The sequence below is a fragment of the Vicinamibacteria bacterium genome, from assembly GCA_035570235.1.
Lineage (GTDB): Bacteria > Acidobacteriota > Vicinamibacteria > Fen-336 > Fen-336 > DATMML01.
The window spans coordinates 91,229-110,402 of sequence record DATMML010000012.1; the positions used below are offsets into that span (position 1 = coordinate 91,229).

Sequence of the window (19,174 nt, forward strand, 5' to 3'; positions counted from 1 at the left end):
AACCTTATCTATGGAGGTAGCGGCGGGGGGCCCTTCAGCGCCGGCACGGCGACGGCCCGGTGGGCCGCCGCGACACTTGGCGAGGCAGGGAGGCCTCAGCCGTGAACAGGGGCGGGACTTCTGGCCTTTCCATCCTGGGCCTGCTGGCCGCCCTCCCCGCGACCGCCCAGCGCGAGCCGGTTCTGAAGCAAATCGCCCTCCCGCACCGGTACTACTACCGCGAGATGTACCTGCCCCAGGCCACAAGTGGACCGAGCGCTGTGGCTTGGTCCCCCGATGGAGGAGAGCTCGTGATCTCCATGCAGGGCTCGCTCTGGCGTCTCGTCCCCGGCTCGGGGGTGGCCCGGCAGGTAACGGACGGCCCCGGCTACGACTATCAGCCCGACTGGTCTCCCGACGGCCGTTTCATCGCCTATGCCTCCTACCGGGACGACGCGGTCGACCTTTGGGAGCTGGAGACGGCCACGGGCCGGACCCGCCCCCTCCTCCGCAACCGGGCCGTGAACCTCGAGCCGCGCTTCTCCCCCGACGGCACCCGCCTGGCCTTTGTCTCCACTGTCTACAACCGGCGCTTCCACATCCATACCCTGGACTTGGAGAACGGGGTCGCCAGTGCCCTCGCCCGCCTCACCGAGGACCACGACAGCGGCCTGCCCCGTTACTACTACGACCGCTACGATCACTACCTGTCCCCGACCTGGTCGCCGGACGGGAGGGAGATTCTCTACGTCTCCAACCGCGGTCACGTCTACGGCAGCGGCGGCCTCTGGCGCATGAGGGCGAGCCCCGGCTCCCCCGGCCGGGAGATCCACTACGAGGAAACGTCCTGGAAAGCGCGCCCCGACTGGTCACCTGACGGCAAGCGGGTCGTGTACACCTCGTACCTGGGCCGTTCCTGGCACCAGCTCTTTCTCCTGCCCGCGGAAGGGGGCGATCCCTTCCCCATCGGCTACGGCGAGTTCGACGCCACCGCACCGCGCTGGTCGCGGGACGGCCGGCGCATCGCCTACATCTCTAATGAGGGAGGGGACCTGTCGCTCTGGATCCAGGAGATCCCCGGCGGCCGGCGGCAGAAGGTGGAGATCTCCGAGCGGCGGCATCTCGGAGAGGTGGGGCGCCTGCGCGTCGAGGTCTTGGCGACGGCGGGAGGGCCGCTCACACCCGTCCGCCTGAGCGTCACCGGCCCCGACGGCCGCAGCTTCGCCCCCGATGACGCCTGGCGGCACGCCGACGACGCCTTCGACCGCTCGGAGCGGAAGATGGAGTACGGCTACTTTCACAGCCCGGGCGCATCAGAGCTGACCCTGCCCGCGGGAGAGGTGACGGTCGAGGTCTCCCACGGGCCCGAGTACCGGGTTCAGAAGCAGAGGCTCATCGTGGAGGCGGGAGGGAAGAGCACCCTCCGCCTGGTGCTCGAGCGCTTGGCGGACATGCCGGCCCGCGGGTGGTACAGCGGCGACCTCCACGTGCACATGAACTATGGCGGGGCCTACCGCGCCGATCCCCGCCACCTGGCCTTCCAGGCCGGCGCCGAGGACGTGCACGTGGTGGAGAACCTGATCGTCAACAAGGAGCAGCGTTTCCCCGACATCGTCTCTTTCACGGGCCGGCCGGACCCTGTTTCCGGCGCGAACTTGCTCCTCGTCCACGACCAGGAGTACCACACCTCTTCCTGGGGCCACCTGGGGCTCCTGGGCCTCACTGACCACGTGCTCCTCCCCGGGTACGCGGACTACGTCAACACCGCCGCCGCCAGCCTCTTTCCCCCCAACGCCTTGGTCACCGATCTGGCCCGCGCCCAGGGTGCGATCAGCGGCTACGTGCACCCCCTGGACGAGGACCCCCGAGCGGAGCAGGCGGAAGCCTCGCTTGTTGCGGGCCTGCCCGTCGACGCCGCGCTCGGCCGGGTCGACTATTGCGAGGTCGTCGGGTTCAGCGACCACCTGGCCACGAACCGGTTCTGGTATCGGCTCCTCAACTGCGGCTTCCGAATTCCGGCGGGGGCGGGCACGGATGCCATGACCAACTACGCTTCCCTGCGCGGGCCGGTGGGCATGAACCGGGTGTTCGCACGGTCCAATGGCCTGGACCACCGCCGCTTCTTGGAGGCGATCAAGGCCGGGCGCACCATGGCAACCAACGGACCCCTCGTGGAGCTGGAGCTGCGGCCGGCCCACCCGGACCTCCCGTGGGCGGAGGTGGGGGGCGAGATCATGCTGTCCACGGGGCCCCAGCCGCTCGAGGCCCGGGTGCGCCTCAAGTCCTTCGTGGCCGTGGACCGGCTCGAGGTCGTGGGCAACGGGGAGGTGGTGGCTACGGTTCCGCTCGCCCCTGACGGAATGGCCGCGGAGGCGACGGTGAGGCTGCCCGCGGCCCCGGGGTCCGCCTGGTATCTGGCGCGGGCCTGGAGTGACCACGCCCGCTACCCCGTCCTCGACGCCTACCCCTTCGGCACCACGAGCCCGATCTACGTGACGGTGGAGGGTGAGCCGGTGCGCTCGCGGGCCGACGCCCTCTATTTCGGGGCCTGGGTGGACCGGCTGACAACCTGGGCCGGCCGCCACCCCGGCTGGAACACGGCGGGGGAGAAGGAGGCGGTGCTCAAGATGCTCGCGGAGGCGGGCGCCGTCTATCGCGAGCGCGCGACGGGACCCTCCGGGGCCCGCCCCCGACCGTGAGCTCCTCCCTTCAGTCGCCCGGGGGCCAGGACCGCCCGGTCGCCCGCGGGCTCCTGGCCGGAGCCCTGCTCGTGGGGATGGCGGCGCTCCTCGTCCTGAGCAGCCTCCACAAGAAGCTCTCCTACGACGAGTACGACAACCTGGCCTACGGACAGCAGGTGCTCTCGCGGGGCCCCACGCCGCCACCCAACGGCCAGCGCATGCCCATCCTGGCCCTGAACGCGCTCGCCTGCCGGGCGGAGGGCTGCCGGGAGAGGGAGGTGGACGCGACGGAGGCCGGCCGCCTCCTCGTCCGCCTCCCCACCATGCTCTTCGCCCTCCTGCTGGGGGCGGCGGTATTCGGCTGGGCCTCCGAGATGTTCGGCGCGTCGGCCGGCCTGCTGGCCCTCGCCCTCTACGTGTTCAACCCCTCGTTTCTCGCCCACGGCAAGCAGGTCACGAGCGACGTGGCGGCTGCCTTTTTCGTCGTGCCCTGCTTGTGGACGGCTTGGCGGCTCGGTCGGGGCCGGGGTCCCGCCGGGCCCAACCTCCTGGCCTGCGCCTTGGCCGCCGTGGGCGCCCTTCTCTCGAAGTACACGAGCCTGCTCATCCTGCCCGTCCTGGGCGTGCTCCTGGCCTGGACCCTTTTGGACCGCCGCCGCCGCGGAGAGCGCCTCGCCCCGCCCCTCCTCGCGGCCGCCGCCTTCTCCGTCCTCCTGCTCTTCTTCCTGAACGCGGCCTATCTCTTCCGGGGAACGATGGAGCGGAGCGACCACTACGCCTGGAAGAGCGAGCGGCTGCAGCCCCTGGGGCGGCTGCCCCTGCCCCTGCCCCTGCCGCGGGTCTTCGTCCTCGGGCTCGATTTCTCCTACTACGTGCAGGAGCACCCCGACGTGGGCCGCGGCAACAACTACGTCCTGGGACGGCTGAACACGGAGGGCACGGCCTACGCCTTTCCCCTCATGTTCCTCTTGAAGACCCCGCTCGCCTTCTTCCTCCTCCTGCTGCTTGCGGCGCGGTCGCCCGGCTCCGGAGAGTCCCCCCCCGACGCGGCCTTCCTGCTCGTGCCCTTCGTCCTCATCACCGCCTTCTTCAGCCTGCTCGTCGCGCCCCAGCTCGGCATCCGCTATCTCCTGCCCGCCCTCGTCTGCCTCATCGTGTATGCGGGGCGCGCGGGGCGGGCGGTGGGCCGCCGCGGGGCCGGCCTCGTCCTCGTCCTCACCGCCTGGCACGCGGGCTCGACCCTCTCCTACCACCCACACTACATGTCCTACTTCAACGAGCTCATCGGGCGCCGGGTCAACGCCTACCGCTTCCTGGCCGACTCCAACCTGGACTGGGAAGACCGGTCCTGGGACATCGCCCGCTACCAGGAGCGGCATCCCGAGGCCCCCCTCGTGATCGAGCCCGCCCTGCCCCAGCCCGGCCTTCTCCTGGTGGGAGCCAACAAGCTCGTGGGCGTCTATGAGCCCGAGCGCTACCGCTGGCTGCGGGAGAACTTCACGCCCATAGGCCACATCGGGTACAGCTATCTGCTCTTTCGGGTCACGCCGGACCGACTGCGCGAGGTTCTCTCCAAAACCGGAGCAGGACCGCCCCGCTGAGGCCGAGGGCCAGGAGGGCACCCCCCGCGGCCACCGGACGGCTGGACCACCCGATCTCGACCCGATGGGCGCCGGCGGGGACGGGGACGCCGAGAAGATGGCCGTCCGCGAGGACGGTGGGGGCGGGCCGCCCGTCCACGGCGGCCCGCCAGGCCGAGAAAAATGTCCGCGACCAGACGAGCACCCCCGGCGCGGGGGCATCCACGCGCACGTTGAGGAAGTCCTCGGTCTGCCGCACGACCTCCACCTGCGCAGGCCGGGCCTCGCCCACCACGGAGGCCGGCCCCGGGAGCACCACGTCGGTGTCGGGGTCGAAGCCGGGGCTCCGGTGGTGGTCCATCCCCTCCTGGAGCGAGGGCCTCTGGATGATGCGGGTGGCGAAGCGCACCGCGGCCGCGGGCCCTTCGAGGGCATAGAGGCGGACGCCCTCCGCCGCGTTCAGGACCGTTAGCGCACGGTAGGGCGCGGGCAGCGGCTCATCGGAGAGAACCCGGTCCACGCCGGCCAGGCGCAGCTCGGCGGCGCGGTCCGGCCAGGGGAGGGCCTCCAGGGCCTTGCGCACCGCGCGGTCGTCGTCGGCGTAGGCCCCGTCGGGGTCGGCGTCGAAGGCGTAGCCGGCGCCGCTCTGGGCCGCGGTCAGCGGCCACAGCTCGGGGTTCGCGCGACGATAGAAATCGCGGACTCGTCCCTCCTCCACTCCGAGGGCGTGCGCCTCAAGGGTGAGGCGGGCGTAGATCCGGCCGTTGGTGACGCGGGGCGGAGAGGGGGGCGGGCGATCGAGGAGGGCGAAGAGCAGGGGAAGGGCAGAGAGGAGCAGGGGCAAAACGATGGCGAGGGCCAGCGCGGAGGGAGCTCGGGGCCCCGCCCGTCGGGCCTCCACGATGAGGGCCGCGGCCGCCGCGATCGACACCCAGGGTCCGAGGAGGGCCAGGGGCGTCAAAGCCGCGCGGGAGAGGATCAGGACGCACCCCCCCAGGAGGAGGAGAGCCGCTCCCCACCGCCCCCGCGACGCCCGCTCGCCCTCCCCAAGCCGCGCCGCCGCCCATCCCACCAGCGGCACCACGGCCAGGGCCACCACATACCACCACTTCACCGGGAAGCGGATGCGACCCCCGAGGGACAGGAGCGGGTACAGGCTCTTGGCCCCCGGCAAGTACCTCCCGAACGAGAGAAGTGCCGAGCCCGCCGCCGCCATCCAGAAGAGCCGCTCCTCGGGGGCCCGCGGCCGGCCGAAGAGCAGGAGGAGGGCGAGCGTCGGGAGCCCGATGTGGAGGGTCCAGAGATAGGGAGGATGGTTGTCGAAGAATTCGTGGCCGGCGAAGCCCAGGGGCCCCCTGAGATCGGGCCGCCCGTAGGGGAAGGGCACCACCTGCTCGAGCAAACGGATGGGATGAACGGAGGTCCCGGTGGCGATAACGAATGGGAAGGGCTTTCGCTCCCGGCTGGAGTCCGGGAAGATCTGCGCGGTCGCTGCCAGCTGGGGTGCGGCCACGAGCCCGGCCAGGAGCGCCCCCGCCGCGAGGCCAGCGAACGCGCGGCGCCGCCCACCCTGGGGGGGGAAGGACCCCTTGAGGCCGACCAGGGCTCGGGTGCCGGCCAGGACGGCGGTGAGCAGCGCCACCACCGGCTCCCCGGCCAGGACCTCGAGGCCACCCCAGAGGCCGAGCTCGGCGGCGGCGCACCGAACTCCCGCCCGCTCTCCCGCCCGCGCCCGTCGCCCGAGCTTGACCACCGCGCCGAGCACCCAGGGGGCCACGGAGAGGGCGAGACCGCTGTTATAGAAGCGCCAGGTGGACAGGAATACGCCGGAGAACACGAAGGCCAGGGCGGCCGTCTCCGCGCCCGGGGGCGGGATCCCCTCCGCGCGCGCCCAACGACGCGCGCCCAGGAAGGCGAGGACCAGGGGGAGGGCGAAGCGGAGGCCGAAGGCCACGGGCAGGGGTAAAACGAAGAGGAGCAGGGTCTCGGGGAAGAAGAGGCCGAAGTTCGGGTTCCCGGCCAGGGGCTCCCCGCCGGAGGCGCCGGGGTGCAGGAAGGGGAAGGTACCTCCCCGGAGCTGCTCGGCCATCACGGCTCGGGCGGGCATGTGGGTCAGGCTCGCGTCCTGATACGTGACCACCACCGCGCCCGTGGCCAGGGGCAGGACGGCGAGGAGGAGGAGGAGGCGAAGCAGCTTCACGGACCCGCGTCGGCGAGGGCGGGCGCGGCGGGGCCGGCCCGGACGACTTCCCGCCAGAAGGCCCAGGTGGCGAAGGCGAAGAGGGCGACGTTCAGAAGCGCGATCCCCGCCCCCAGGTCCCGGGCGGTGCGCGTGGCCAGGGGAAGGTCCGCGGTTGTGAGCGCGCCCGCGATGGCGGCCTCCGCGGGCAGCGCCCGCACGAGGTCGAGGCCCTGGTTGAGGGTAGCGGTGACGGTGACGCCCAGGAAGAGGACGAGGGCGCGCGGGGAGAGGGGGGCGAGGACGGCCAGGAACGCGACCGCAGGGACGATGTAGCGCTGGTGGACCTGGGTGGGCAGCATGAAGAAGGCGAAGAGCTGCAGGCCCAAGGTCCAGAGAAGGACGGAGGGCGTGGGGCGCCGGGCCAGGACCGCGAGCAGGAGGGCGGTGTAGGCGCCGTACGCGAGGAGCCCCAGGTGGTGGTACGTGAGGGGGCCGAGCGCGGGCCGATCGTCCCGCCGGGCCAGCGGCGGGCTCAGGCCCCGCACGAGCACGTCGTAGCGGTCGAGCACGTACCAGGTGTTGTAGGCCTCGGCGGTGCGGTAGGGGTAGTAGTTCACGGCCCCCGTGTAGGCCGCGACGACGCCACGGCCGGCGCCTCCCAGCACGTGGGGGAGGGTTAGAACGAGGACGACGACGACGCCGGCGCCCACCCAGGCGGCCAGCCTCTTGAAGCCGAAGCGAAGCCCCACGTACAGCCCCATGAGGGGCACGACCACGATGGCCAGGAGTTTGGTGGCCAGGGCCAGGCCCAGGGCCGCGCCCCCCGCCCAGACTCCGCCCCGCAGGAGCGCGACCAGGGCGGCGAGAAGGAACAACGCCAGGAGCACGTCAAACTGGCCCCAGGCCGCGCTGTTCACGAAGAGCGCCGGGCAAGCGGCCAGGAGCGCGGCGGCTCGGACCGAGGGAGCCTTTCCGAGCGGACCACGCAGGCCGAGGCCGGCGAGCGGAGCCGCCGCGAGATGGGCTAGGAGGCCGGGCAGCTTCAGGAGCAGCACCGAGGTCGCGCTGACCGCGGCCGCGCCCAAAACCCGTCGTCCCGCTTCGGCCAAAGTGAGGAGGTAGGGAACGAGGGCGGGATAGTCGCAGTTGTCCGCCCCCGCCCCCGGGGTGTAGACGCCCCACGGCCGCGCGCCTGCCGAGGCCCGGGCCCAGGCCAGAAAGCAATCCACGACGTCGTACTGATGGTAGACGCGGGGGGCTACGAGCAGGCCCAGCACGAAGACCACCGCGACCACGAGGCAGAGGCGCCGGGTCATGCGCGGCTAGTCTAACCCGCGCCACCGCGTTTGACGGGCCCCGCCTTCTCGGCGTAACGTCCGGGCCCATGCGGGACACCCACCCCCCGGACAAGCACGCCGCCCACCTCGCCCTCGTGGAGCGGCTGGCGCGGCAGGCGGAGGACGTGCGCCGGTTGACCTCCGGTCTGGATGACACCCAGCTGGCCACGCGTACCATCCCCGAGAAGTGGTCGCTCCAGGAGCTGGTCTGCCACATGTGGCGGGTGCAGCAGGTCTTCGAGGGCCGGCTCAAGGCCATGCTGGCCGAGGAGGAGCCCGCCTTGGCCGCCTACAGTCCGGACAACGACGTGGAGTTTGAAAAGATGGCGGCCCGTCCCGCCTCCGAGGTTCGGGCCGCTTTCCTCCGCGATCGCGACCATTTCAACGCACGCCTAGGGGAGCTGTCGCCCGCGGAGTGGCACCGCCGGGGCCGCCACCCCACGTATCCGCACTACGACGTTCACTTCCTCGTCGAATACCTGGCTCACCACGAGGCCCACCACATCTACCAGCTGCTCGAACGCCGAGCCCCGCTCGGACCTCTCCCGCACTGACCGCCTCCCCTTGACGGGGCGGCCCGTTTTCCGTAATTTGCCGCGGCTTCGCCAAGGAGGCACACCCCCTAGATATGACCCTCTACCTCGGCATGTTCCTCATCAGCCTGTCCGGTCTCATGTTCGAGATTGGGCTCACCCGCATTTTCTCGGCCACCATCTGGTACCACTTCACGTTCGTGGCCATCTCGGTGGCCCTCCTGGGCTGGGGCCTGGGTGGTTTCGCGGTCCACCTGCTCCGGAAGCGGATCGCCTTCTCCCTCCAGAAGACCGCACTCCTCACCCTCCTTTACGCGGCCGCCATCCCCTTGGGGCTCTGGTTGATCGTGCGCCTCCCCTTCCACCCCGATCGCCTGCTCTTCTACTTCCTCGTCTCCCTGGGCCCGTTCTTTCTCGCCGGCATGGCCCTCTCCATGGCCTTCGATCTCCGGCGCGATATCGCGGGCAACCTCTACTTTGCGGATCTCCTGGGGGCCTCGGTGGGGGCGCTCACCATTACCTTCCTCCTCTCCGCATTGGGTGGGGAGACCGCCGTGTTGGCGGTGGCCCTTTTCCCCCTCGTGGCCGCCGCCTGCTTCTCGCGGCGAGTGCTGCCCGCCGCCGCGGTCGGCGCGATCTTGCTCGTCACCGGGGTGGCCCTGAACGAGCGGACCGGGCTCTTCAAGATCCGGAGCGCTCCCACCAAGGGGATGTACCAGCACCTGGCCGCCACCCCCGAGGCCCGGGTCGCCCTCACGGGCTGGAACGCCTACTCTCGCATCGACGCCGTGACCGGCTTTCCCCCTCCCTACCTGGCCCGCCTCTACATCGACTCCGACGCCTGGACCAACATCCTCTCCTGGGACGGACGACCGGAGAGCGTGACCGGTCTGCGCGACTGGTATCGTGCCCTGCCCTTCAAGCTCGCTCCTCCCCACCCCCGGACCCTGGTCATCGGGCCGGGGGGAGGGTCGGATGTGCTGGTGGCGCTGGCCGCGGGCAGCGAGGTGGTTACGGCGGCGGAGATGAACCCCCTGATGCTGCGCTTCGTGCGGCACTTCGGGGCGGATGCGGGCAACCTCTACGACCAGCCCCGGGTCAAGGCCGTGCTCAGCGAAGGGCGCACCTTCATCAGCCGCAGCGAGGAGAAGTTCGACGTGATCCTGCTCGGCTTCGTGGACTCCTGGGCGGCGGTTGCCTCGGGCGGGCTCAGCCTCTCCGAGAACCACCTCTACACGACGGAGGCGTTCCGGGCCTACTACGACCACTTGACCCCGGAGGGGATGCTCGTGATCTTGCGTTGGGACGTGGATATCCCGCGCTTGGTCTCGAACTCGGTGGCCCTGCTGGGGAGGGAGGACGCGGGACCGCGCATCGTGGCCATGCTGGAGAGGGCGCCGCCCACGCCCGACCCGCCGCAGATGATCTTCATGCTGCGCCGGCGGCCCTTCGGCGAGGGCGAGACCGCGCAGATCCAGGCCTGGAAGGTGGCCCGGCCGGTCATCCTCCCCGGCCGGGAAGTGGCGGAGCCCTACGCGGACCTCTTCTCGGGCCGCAAGACCCTAGCCGAGTATGTGGCCGAGGCCCCGGTGCGCGTGGACCCGGTCTTCGACGACCGGCCCTTCTTCTTCGCGCGCGAGAAGCCGTGGGGCCTGCCCCCGGCCATGAGCCAAGGGTTCCTGCGGATCCTGATTCTGGTCGGCCTGCTCTGCTTGGCCTTCGTGGCCTTTGGCAAGCCGAGGGGCGAGAGCACTGGCGCTTACGCCGCCTCCCTCGTTTACTTCTCCGGGCTGGGCCTTGGGTTCATCGCGGTGGAGCTGGCCCTCCTGCAGAACTTGACCCTCCTCCTGGGCCATCCCATCTTCACCCTGTCCATCCTCCTCTTCACCCTCTTGGCCACGGGGGGCCTGGGCGCTCGCGCGAGTGGCGCCTTTGCCGCCGCCCCCGCGTGCCTGGCCGCCGCTGGCCTCGGCCTCGCCTACGCCTTCGCGCTCCCGGAGATCGTCCCCCGCCTGCTGCCTTTGCCCCTGCCCGCTCGTATCGCGGTCGCGATCCTCTTGGTGGCGCCGCTCGGCTTCGCGATGGGGATTCCCTTCCCGCGCGGCCTCCAGAGGACCGGCCGGGGGCCCTTCCCCGCCCCCGCCTTCTATTGGGGGCTGAACGGAATCTTCTCCGTGGTGGGGTCGCTGGCCACGATGGTGGTGGCGGTCTCCCTGGGCTTCCGGGTCGCGATGGCCCTCGGGTGCGCCTGCTACCTGCTGGCCGCGGCCGCCAGCCGGGCCCTGGGGGAGAGTCGGCCGGCCTAAGCCCCCAGCTCCCGCAGGATCTTGGGGGGCAGGTACCATACGAGTTGCCCGCCCTCCTCCAGCCCTCCGGGCAGCTCGAGAAGGGCGGCCCCGCCCTTGCGGAAGGTCAGCCGGTCGTCGTGGGTCGTGCCCAGCAGCTTGGCCAGGAGGGCCGAGAGGTGCGGTTCGTGGCCGACGAGCGCGACCGTGGAAGAGGGGGAGTGATCGGCGAGAGCGGCGGCCAGGTCCTCGAAACTGCCGCCGGCCAGGGCGGGCGTCTTGGTGGGCATGATACGGCCCCAGGCCTCGGCGGCGATCTCCGCCGTCTGCAGAGCTCGCCGCCAAGGGCTCGTGAGCAGCGCGTCGGGCCGCTTCCGGATGCGGGCCAGGCCGCGCGCGGCCTGCCGGAACTTCTTCTCCCCTTCCGGGGTCAGGGCGCGATCCGCGTCGGGGATGCCGGGCGTTCCCCGGGGGACGGCGATGGCGTGGCGGATGATCAGCAGGTGCATGGCGGTCGCCGGAAAGTCACGTAACCGTCCCCGCGCGCCTCTAGCCTGCCAGCATGGGTGATGTCGCAACGCGCGGGCGTCCCATGGCTTCCAGGGCGCGCGTGGCCACCTCCGCGGGCCGGCGCCCCAGGAGGGCCCGGTGGAGGGCGCTCCCGAGGTCCAAGACCGCGGCCTGCTCCGTCCGGGCCAGGGCCGCGAGCGCCTCCTGGCCCCGGGCCGCGGCCGCCCGCGCTTGCCCTCCGAGCCAGGCGGCGAGCACATCGTGATCGTGGATAGACCCAATCTCATCCTGCAGGCTCTTCCAGAGTGCGGGGGCCTCCGACTCCTCGCCCCGGAGCAGGTCGCCCAGCTCGGCCACGTAACGGAGCCGGCGGGCCCGCCGCCGCAGCCGGTGCAGGCCCACGGGGTCGAAACGGTCCCCGAGCTCCTCAAAACCCGCGAGCAGGATCTGACCCTGAAAGTCACGAGCCTCGCGCAGTCGAGAGAGGACCGTGAACACATCCTCTGCCCTTTGGCTGACGATGGTCCTTAGGTCCCGCCGCAGGCGGGCGATCTCCAGGTCCATGAGGGCCTCCGCCATGCGGGTACGGCTTCGACGACGGGCCGCGCGCAACCGGCGCTGCAAGAGGGAGTGCTCCGGGCTCGGGCCCTGGGCGCGCAGGCGGGCTTGCAGGAGGTCTACGCTCACGTCCAGGTCCCGGCTGGTGCCTGCGGCGCGGGTGAGCTGGCGCAGGATCCGGAGCGCCCGCCGGACGCGCTTCCCCGAGGGCTTGCGGGCCAGAAGGGGCAGCGCAACCCGGAGGCGCCGTCCCGCCACCCGCATCTGATGGAGCGACTCCTCGTTCCCGGCTAGGCCCTTGGGCAGGTGGCGGAAAACCCCCCGGATCCGCTGCCTCAGGAGCGGGGAGGCGCGGTCGGACTGGGAAGGTGGGCTCGCCGGGGGCATTGGTCCTCGCAGAGTTGAACGGCGAACATAGCACGGCCACCCCCGGGCCACAATCCCGCGCGCGGGAAGGAGGAGGGGGGTCGCGGGTACAATGTGGGGTGCTCCGGTCGCCCTTCCGGCGCCGGACTCGGCCGCTATCCTGTGAACCCGATGCCGATGAACGAGGAGGCCTGAATTGGCGGGGCCCCGCAAAAGGACCCTCAGCCGCAAGAGTGCCGCCCCGCCCCCCCCGGAGCCCGTGCGGCCGCTGGCGGTGGTGGACATGGGCGCGAGCGCGATCCGCTTGCTGGTGGCGGAAGCCCTGCCCGGTCAGCCCGTTCGCGTCCTCGAAGAGGCCTCGCGCGGCGTCCTCCTCGGGAAGGACACCTTCACCCACGGCCGCCTGGGGGCGGCCACGGTGGAGGCGACCCTCAAGGCCTTGGAGGGGTTCCGGCGGATCATGGATACGTATGGAGTCGTGCGCTACCGTGCGGTCGCCACGAGCGCGGTGCGCGAGGCCCAAAACCGCGAGACGTTCCTGGACCGCGTGCGGCTACGCACAGGGATCGACGTGGAGGTCATCGACGGATCGGAGGAGAACCGCCTGTCCTACCTGGCCGTGCGCGAGAGGTTGCGCGACCACGAGGCCCTCACCGGCGGCGACGCCCTCCTGGTGGCGGTGGGGGGGGGCAGCGCGGACCTCTCCTTCCTGTCCAAGGGTGAACCGACCCATTCCGGAACCTACGCCTTGGGCTCCATTCGCATGCGACAGAACCTGGCTTCCTGGCATGGGAGTCACGAGCAGCGCATGAGGCTGCTCCGGCGACACATCCACAACGTAGTGGAGGACATCCGGCGCGAGATGCCGCTGCGCGAGGCGCGGCACTTCATCGCCCCCGGAGGCGACGTGCGGTTTGCGGCCTCCCAGATCCTGGGGGAGGAAGTCGCGGCGGTGGGGGTGCCCGCCTTGCCCAAGGAGCCGTTTCTGGCCTTCTGCGACCAGGTGGCGGCCGACGACGTGGACCAGCTCGTGGAGCGCTACCGGCTCCCCCTGGCGGAGGCGGAGACGCTCGTCCCCGCCCTCCTGGCCTGCCGCGAGCTGCTGCTGGAGACGCAGGCCGACCAGATCTTGGCCCCCGATGCATCCCTGCGGGCCGGCCTGCTCCTGGACATGGTGCGCGGGGAGGAGGGGCATGGCATCGAGGACTTCAGCCGCCAGGTCCTGGCCAGCGCGGCGGCCCTGGGGGAGCGCTATCGCTACGACGCACCCCACGCCCACAACGTAGCCCACCTGGCCGCCCGCCTCTTTGACGAGCTCAAGGCCGAGCACGGCTTGGGCAGCCGGGACCGGCTCCTCTTGAAAGTTGCGGCGCTCTTGCACGACATCGGGATCTACGTGAACCTGCGCGGCCACCACAAGCACTCGCAGTACCTGCTCTCCGTCTCCGAGATCTTCGGCCTCTCCCGCGACGACATGGCGGTGGTCTCGAATGTGGCCCGTTACCACCGGCGGGCCGCGCCCCAGAGGTCCCACCTGCCCTACATGTCCCTGGACAGCGACGCGCGCGTGGTCGTGAACAAGCTGGCTGCCCTCCTGCGTGTGGCCAACGCCCTGGACGCCGACCACCTCCAGAAAGTGAAGGACGTGCACGTGCTGCCCGAGGATGGGGGCTGGGTCCTGGAGGTGGAGGGGGCGGGGGACTTGACCATGGAGCGCCTGGCCGCGCTCTCCCGGGCCGACCAACTGACCGAGGTCTTCGGCCGTCGGCTGACCTTCCGGGAGGCTGGGGTGCGGTTGTGAAGGGCCCGTCCAAAGACCGCAAGCGCGAACCGGAGCTGTTCCTGAACCGCGAGCTCTCCTGGCTCGAGTTCAACGGCCGCGTCCTGGAGGAGGCCACCGACCCCAACAACCCCCTCCTGGAGCGGCTGAAGTTCGCCACCATCGTGGCCGGAAACCTGGACGAGTTCTTCATGGTGCGGGTGGGCGCCCTCAAGAACGCGGTCCGGGAGGGGGACACGGGAGCGGACCTGGCCGGGCTCACCCCCAGCCAGCAGCTCCAACAGATCTCGGAGCGGGCCCACGCCATGGTGGACCGGCTCTACGAAGCCTTGACGGGCGAGATTCTGCCGGGGCTGGGGGGGCGGGGGATCCGCATCCTGCCCCTCGAGGCCCTGGAGCCCGGATCCCGGGCGGCCGTCGCCCGCTACTTCCACGACGAGGTGCTGCCCGCCCTCACGCCCCTGGCCATCGACTCCTCCCGCCCCTTTCCCATGCTGGCCAGCCTGAGCCTGAACTTGGCCCTGCTCCTCGCCCCCGAGGAGGGGGAGGAACACACGCGGCTGGCCGTGGTCCAGGTGCCGGCCCGACTCCCGCGGCTGGTGCGGCTGCCCGGGGGGGACGGCACCACCTACCTCCTCCTGGAAGAGATCCTCCGCGGCGAGCTGCCCGCCCTCTTCCCCGGCCAGCAGGTCCGGGAGACCGCGGTGTTCCGCATCGCTCGGGACTCCGAGCTGGACCTGGACGACGAGGGCGGGCGCGACTTCCTCCGGGTCGTGGAGGAGGAGCTCCGCCACCGGCGCCAGAGCGGCATCGTGCGGCTGGAGGTGGAGGCGGGGGTGGGGGAGGCCCTCCTCGGCGTCCTCGCCGAACGCCTGGGACTGGAGGCCCAGGACGTCTATCGCGTGCGGGGGCCCCTGGACATCCGGGCCCTCTTCCCCCTCGTGGACCTGCCCGCCCTCGAGGACCTGCGCGACCCCCCGTTGAGGCCGCTGGCCGCCATAGAGCCCGCCCCCGCGGACCTCTTTGCCCTCCTCGACCAGCGGGACCTCCTCCTCCACCACCCCTACGAGTCCTTCGACCCCGTGATCTCCTTCGTGACGCGGGCGGCGGAGGATCCCGACGTGCTCGCGATCAAGCAGACCCTCTACCGCACGAGCGGTGACTCGCCGGTGGTGCGGGCCCTGGCCCGCGCGGCCGAAAACGGTAAGCAGGTCACGGTTTTGGTGGAGCTCACCGCCCGCTTCGACGAGCAATCCAACATCCGCTGGGCCAAGAGCCTGGAGGAGGCAGGGGCGCACGTGATCTACGGGATCCGTGGCTACAAGACCCACGCCAAGATCTGCCTGGTCGTGCGCCGGGGCCAGAGAGGGATCAGCCGCTACGTGCATTTGGGCACCGGCAACTACAACGACCGCACGGCCCGCCTCTACACGGACTTCGGGCTCATGACCTCCGAGAGCGAGATCGGCGAGGACGCGTCCGCCTTCTTCAACGCCATCACCGGCTACTCCGACCCCCCCCACATGAAGAAGCTGACCATGGCCCCCACCCAGCTCCGAGAGCGGATCCTGAAGCTGATCGAGAGGGAGCGGCAACGGGCGGACGCCGGCCAAGCGGCGGAGATCGGGGCCAAGATGAACGCCCTCGTCGATGAGGACATCATTCGCGCCCTCTACGGGGCGGCGCGGGCGGGGGTAAAGATCCGTCTGAATGTCCGCGGCATCTGCTGCCTGCGACCGGGGGTCAAGGGCGTGAGCGAGACGATCGAGGTGGTCTCCATCGTGGACCGCTTCCTGGAACACGCCCGCATCTTCTACTTCCGGAACGGCGGCGACGACGAGGTCTATCTCTCGAGTGCGGACTGGATGCCCCGGAATCTGGACCGGCGGATCGAGCTGCTCTTCCCCGTGGAATCCCCGGAGGCGCGGCAAAAGGTGCTCTCCGCCCTGGAGGCGATGTTCCAGGACAACGTCAAGACCCGGCGGCTGCAGCCAGACGGCAGCTACAAGCGGCGCCGGCCGGCCAAGGGCGAGGAGCCCTTCCGGGCCCAGATCCAGCTCTATCGCGAGGCCCAACGGACCCTGGAGCGAGCCCGCGTGGTCTCGGGCGTGACCCTCGAGCCCTTGGTCACCCCCGCCGGCAAGCCCTAGCGTGGAGGGCGGCCCTCCGGAACCGCGGCTCAGCGAGGAGGAGCGTCTCAGTCTCGAGAAGGGGATGGCCCAGTTCAACGACGGCTACTTTTTCGAGTGCCACGACACCCTGGAAGACTTGTGGATGGGGATCCGCGGTCCCTCCCGCGACTTCTTCCAAGGCCTCATCCAAGTGGCGGTGGGTTTCTACCACCTGGGCAACGGGAACCGGGGCGGCGCCCTGACCCTGCTCCAACGTGGTCTTAAGCGGCTAGAGAAGTACAGCGACAGGTACTGCGGTCTCGAGCTCAGGGAGTTGCGCGACGACCTTCGATCCTGGCTGGCCCGGATCGAGGCCGGCCAGGGCTTTCCGGATGGGCTGGGCGGCCTTCCCAAGTACCGAAGCTCCGGACCGGCCTGACCTTGCTCCGCTGCCTCTGAACCTGTGTCGCGCTCCTGTAACTAGCCCCGATCTGGCGAGGGAGGCGATGATGCAAGGAACCCCTGAGCGCGCGGGCACCTACTGGCGTTGGTGGTTACGCTCTGCGGAGGCTGCGGCCTGAGTTTCCGGGACCTGAATCCCGAATTCGTCGCCGGGATTGCAGACCTCGGCCGAGCGGTTACCAGTGTTCGGCGCGAACGGCGAGATCGGAGACCGGCTCTTGGCGGAGGCCCTCGGCCAAGGCCACGAGGTCACGGCGTTCGCGCACCGGCGGGGCCCCCGGGGACGATCCAAGGGAGGGGGCGCTTGATCGCGCTCTTTGGAGCACGGGATGACCGCGGGCGGGCAGACGCGCTCCATCCCGTCTTCAGGGCCCGGTCTTGGGCCCGTCCGACTGGGTCTCGACCTCGTATCCGGCGGCGATCCAGGCGCTGGTCCCGCCCACCACGTTGCTGAGGTCGCTAAAGCCCCGGGGGCGCAACAGGCTGGTGGCGGCACTCGAACGGTAGCCGCCGGCGCAGATCACGGCCGTGGGGCGGGCCGGGTCGAGGGTGCCGATCTCTCGCTCGAGCCGGTCGAGCGGCCGGCTGAGCGCGCCGGGGACGTGCCCCGCCGCATACTCCCCGGGCCGCCGCACGTCCACCACCTGCAGGCCCGGCCGCCCCTCGCGGACACGCGCTCGCAGCTCGTCGACCGTGATCTGGGGGAGCGTCCATACCGGCCGTCCCGCGCGGTCCCAGGCGGCCAGCCCACCTTGGAGGTAGCCCGCCACGCTCTCGAGCCCGACCCGGGCCAGGCGCGTGACGGCCTCACGGACCCCGGCCTCATCCTCGCCTACGATCAGGAGGGGGTGGCCGGCCGGCAGCAGCGTCCCCGCCCAGGAGGCAAACTGGCCGGAGAGGCCGATGTTGACGGAGCGGGGGACGTGCCCGGCCCCGAAGGCGGAGGCGGGGCGGACGTCAAGGAAGGTGGCCCCCTGCTCGCCGAGCCGGGTAGCCATCTCCGGAGCCAGGGCTGGCGGCAGGGGATGGTCGCGGAGGGGCGCGGCCCCCTGCCGGTTGAGAGCGACGTCTAGGGGGAAGTAGGACGGGGCCTCGGGTAGGTCGGCGGTCATCATCTTGATGAAGTTGGCCCTTGACATGGGTTGGAGGGCATAGTTCGTGCGCCGCTCCTGGCCGATGGTGGACGATTTCTCGCTCGACATATTGCGGCCGCAGAGCGAGCCCGCGCCGTGGGCGGGATAGACCTCGACCGCGTCGGGCAATTTCAAGATCTTCCCGTGCAGCGAGTCGTAAAGCATGCCCGCCATGGTCTCGGGAGCGAAGCCCTTGGCCCCCACCAGGTCGGGGCGGCCCACGTCCCCGATGAAAAGAGTGTCTCCGGTGAGGACCATCCGCGGCTCGGGTGCGACCCCGGTGTCCGTTACCAGGATGCAGATACTCTCCGGGGTGTGCCCCGGCGTTTCCAGGAAGCGCAGGACCAGAGTGCCGATCCGCAGCTCGTCGCCCTCCCGGACCGCGCGGTGGGGGAGGCCGGCGCCCGCGCGGGCGCCGAACACGATCTCGGCCCCCGTGCGCTCGGCCAGCTCGCGGTGGCCGCTCACGAAGTCCGCGTGCAGGTGGGTCTCGATCACGTAGCGGATGGCAAGGCGCCGCACCCGCGCCTCCTCGAGGTACTCGTCCACATCACGCCGCGGGTCCACCACCGCCGCCTCGCCCTCCGACCCGATCAAGTAAGAGGCGTGGGCCAGGCAGCCCAGGTAGAACTGCACAAACTCCATTGCTCCCAAGGATAAACCCACCATTACCGGCGGGGCTACCAGAACAAAAGAAGAGCGCGGTAGGAGAGCGCAGACATGGCCGCGGAAAGGGGGATGGTGAGAACCCAGGCCCAGACAATGCGCTGGGCGACCCCCCACTTCACGGCCGAGAGCCGGCGGGTGGCGCCAACGCCAATGATCGCGCCGGTGATGGTGTGGGTCGTGGAGACCGGAATGCCGCTCAGGGTTGCTCCCATGAGGGTTAGGGCGCCCGAGGCCTCGGCGCAGAACCCTCCGAAGGGCTGGAGCTTCGTGATCCTGGTCCCCATCGTCTTCACGATCCGCCAGCCCCCGAACATCGTCCCCAAGGCAATCGCGGCGTGAGAGATGAGCACGACCCACAGCGGGACCTCGAAGGTCTTCAAGCGCCCAGCGGTCACGAGCAGGCCAGTGACGATCCCCATGGTCTTCTGGGCGTCGTTGCCCCCATGGCCGAGGCTGTAAAGGCCGGCGGAAACGAGCTGCAACCGGCGGAAGAGCTGGTCCAGCTGGAAAGGGCGCCAGCGCCGGAAGATCCAGGTCATGGAGACCATCAAAAGAAAGGCCAAGAACATACCGATGAGCGGCGCTAAGATGATGAATATGAGCGTCTTCGTCCAGCCCCCGGGCAGGATGGCGATGAATCCGGCCTTCGCCACCGCCGCCCCCGCGTAGCCGCCGATCAGCGCGTGAGACGACGAGACGGGAAGGCCGTAGTACCAGGTGATGAGGTTCCAGGCGATAGCCCCCAGTAGGCCGGCCAGGATCACCTCCTCGGTCACGATGCTCAAGTCGATCATTCCTTTGCCCATGGTCTTGGCCACCCCTGTTCCGAGCACGAAAGCGGCCACGAAGTTGAAGAAGGCCGCCCACAGCACGGCCCTCTGGGGGGAGAGGACCCGGGTCGAGACCACGGTCGCGATGGAGTTGGCAGCGTCGTGGAAGCCGTTGAGGAAGTCGAAGGTAAGGGCGACCAAGATGATGAAGACGAGAACCCAGGTTTCGGGAAGCATG

At 70.5% G+C, this 19,174-nt stretch carries 13 protein-coding genes; 7 read left to right on the plus strand and 6 right to left on the minus strand.

All coding sequences use genetic code 11. The features are described 5' to 3' along the window. Positions 1–101: 101 nt before the first annotated feature. Positions 102–2,678 (plus strand): CehA/McbA family metallohydrolase, encoded by a 2,577-nt coding sequence (locus VN461_01875; protein ID HXB53497.1) that lies wholly within the window; start codon positions 102–104, stop codon positions 2,676–2,678. Continuing rightward, on the plus strand, positions 2,675–4,261 hold the full coding sequence (locus tag VN461_01880; protein ID HXB53498.1) for a glycosyltransferase family 39 protein: 1,587 nt from the start codon (positions 2,675–2,677) through the stop codon (positions 4,259–4,261). The genes VN461_01875 and VN461_01880 overlap by 4 nt, the downstream gene beginning before the upstream one ends. Here VN461_01880 and VN461_01885 read toward each other — a convergent pair. Together VN461_01885 and VN461_01890 are read right to left on the minus strand one after the other, a co-directional pair. After that, positions 4,203–6,440, minus strand: a complete 2,238-nt coding sequence (locus tag VN461_01885) for a hypothetical protein (GenBank protein ID HXB53499.1) — start codon at positions 6,438–6,440, stop codon at positions 4,203–4,205. The genes VN461_01880 and VN461_01885 overlap by 59 nt on opposite strands. Further along, the gene (locus VN461_01890; protein ID HXB53500.1) at positions 6,437–7,738 is read right to left on the minus strand and encodes a hypothetical protein; all 1,302 of its coding nucleotides are present in this window, start codon (positions 7,736–7,738) and stop codon (positions 6,437–6,439) included. Before VN461_01890 ends, VN461_01885 begins: the two co-directional genes overlap by 4 nt. A 68-nt stretch (positions 7,739–7,806) precedes the next feature. Between VN461_01890 and VN461_01895 the strand changes: the two genes are divergently transcribed. After that, positions 7,807–8,313: a DinB family protein gene (locus tag VN461_01895; GenBank protein HXB53501.1), complete on the plus strand. Its 507-nt coding sequence runs from the start codon at positions 7,807–7,809 to the stop codon at positions 8,311–8,313. A gap of 74 nt (positions 8,314–8,387) precedes the next feature. Then, the gene (locus tag VN461_01900; protein ID HXB53502.1) at positions 8,388–10,598 is read left to right on the plus strand and encodes a hypothetical protein; all 2,211 of its coding nucleotides are present in this window, start codon (positions 8,388–8,390) and stop codon (positions 10,596–10,598) included. On the opposite strand, the gene VN461_01905 is transcribed toward VN461_01900, so the two are convergent. Beyond that, on the minus strand, positions 10,595–11,086 hold the full coding sequence (locus VN461_01905) for a histidine phosphatase family protein (GenBank protein ID HXB53503.1): 492 nt from the start codon (positions 11,084–11,086) through the stop codon (positions 10,595–10,597). The two genes, VN461_01900 and VN461_01905, sit on opposite strands and share 4 nt — an antisense overlap. Positions 11,087–11,126: 40 nt before the next feature. Further along, positions 11,127–12,032, minus strand: a complete 906-nt coding sequence (locus tag VN461_01910; protein HXB53504.1) for a CHAD domain-containing protein — start codon at positions 12,030–12,032, stop codon at positions 11,127–11,129. Between the two features lie 175 nt (positions 12,033–12,207). On the opposite strand from VN461_01910, the gene VN461_01915 reads away from it, so the two are divergent. From VN461_01915 to VN461_01925, 3 genes are read left to right on the plus strand one after another with little or no spacing between them, the layout of a single operon-like run. Beyond that, positions 12,208–13,812: an HD domain-containing protein gene (locus VN461_01915; GenBank protein ID HXB53505.1), complete on the plus strand. Its 1,605-nt coding sequence runs from the start codon at positions 12,208–12,210 to the stop codon at positions 13,810–13,812. Beyond that, positions 13,809–15,941: a polyphosphate kinase 1 gene (gene ppk1 / locus VN461_01920; protein HXB53506.1), complete on the plus strand. Its 2,133-nt coding sequence runs from the start codon at positions 13,809–13,811 to the stop codon at positions 15,939–15,941. Before VN461_01915 ends, ppk1 begins: the two co-directional genes overlap by 4 nt. A gap of 1 nt (position 15,942) precedes the next feature. Then, a complete protein-coding gene (locus tag VN461_01925) occupies positions 15,943–16,341 on the plus strand; it encodes a DUF309 domain-containing protein (GenBank protein ID HXB53507.1) in 399 nt (132 codons plus the stop codon). A 388-nt stretch (positions 16,342–16,729) separates the two neighbouring features. On the opposite strand, the gene VN461_01930 is transcribed toward VN461_01925, so the two are convergent. Then, on the minus strand, positions 16,730–18,142 hold the full coding sequence (locus tag VN461_01930) for a rhodanese-like domain-containing protein (protein ID HXB53508.1): 1,413 nt from the start codon (positions 18,140–18,142) through the stop codon (positions 16,730–16,732). A gap of 35 nt (positions 18,143–18,177) precedes the next feature. Continuing rightward, the gene (locus VN461_01935) at positions 18,178–19,173 is read right to left on the minus strand and encodes an inorganic phosphate transporter (protein HXB53509.1); all 996 of its coding nucleotides are present in this window, start codon (positions 19,171–19,173) and stop codon (positions 18,178–18,180) included. Between the last annotated feature and the right edge of the window lies 1 nt (position 19,174).

What these genes read in the sequence shown, in the direction of transcription:
- VN461_01890 (HXB53500.1), bottom strand. Translation starts at nt 7,738, where the DNA reads ATGACCCGGCGCCTCTGCCTCGTGGTCGCGGTGGTCTTCGTGCTGGGC.
- VN461_01895 (HXB53501.1), top strand. Translation starts at nt 7,807, where the DNA reads ATGCGGGACACCCACCCCCCGGACAAGCACGCCGCCCACCTCGCCCTC.
- VN461_01900 (HXB53502.1), top strand. Translation starts at nt 8,388, where the DNA reads ATGACCCTCTACCTCGGCATGTTCCTCATCAGCCTGTCCGGTCTCATG.
- VN461_01905 (HXB53503.1), bottom strand. Translation starts at nt 11,086, where the DNA reads ATGCACCTGCTGATCATCCGCCACGCCATCGCCGTCCCCCGGGGAACG.
- VN461_01910 (HXB53504.1), bottom strand. Translation starts at nt 12,032, where the DNA reads ATGCCCCCGGCGAGCCCACCTTCCCAGTCCGACCGCGCCTCCCCGCTC.
- VN461_01930 (HXB53508.1), bottom strand. Translation starts at nt 18,142, where the DNA reads ATGGAGTTTGTGCAGTTCTACCTGGGCTGCCTGGCCCACGCCTCTTAC.
- VN461_01935 (HXB53509.1), bottom strand. Translation starts at nt 19,173, where the DNA reads ATGCTTCCCGAAACCTGGGTTCTCGTCTTCATCATCTTGGTCGCCCTT.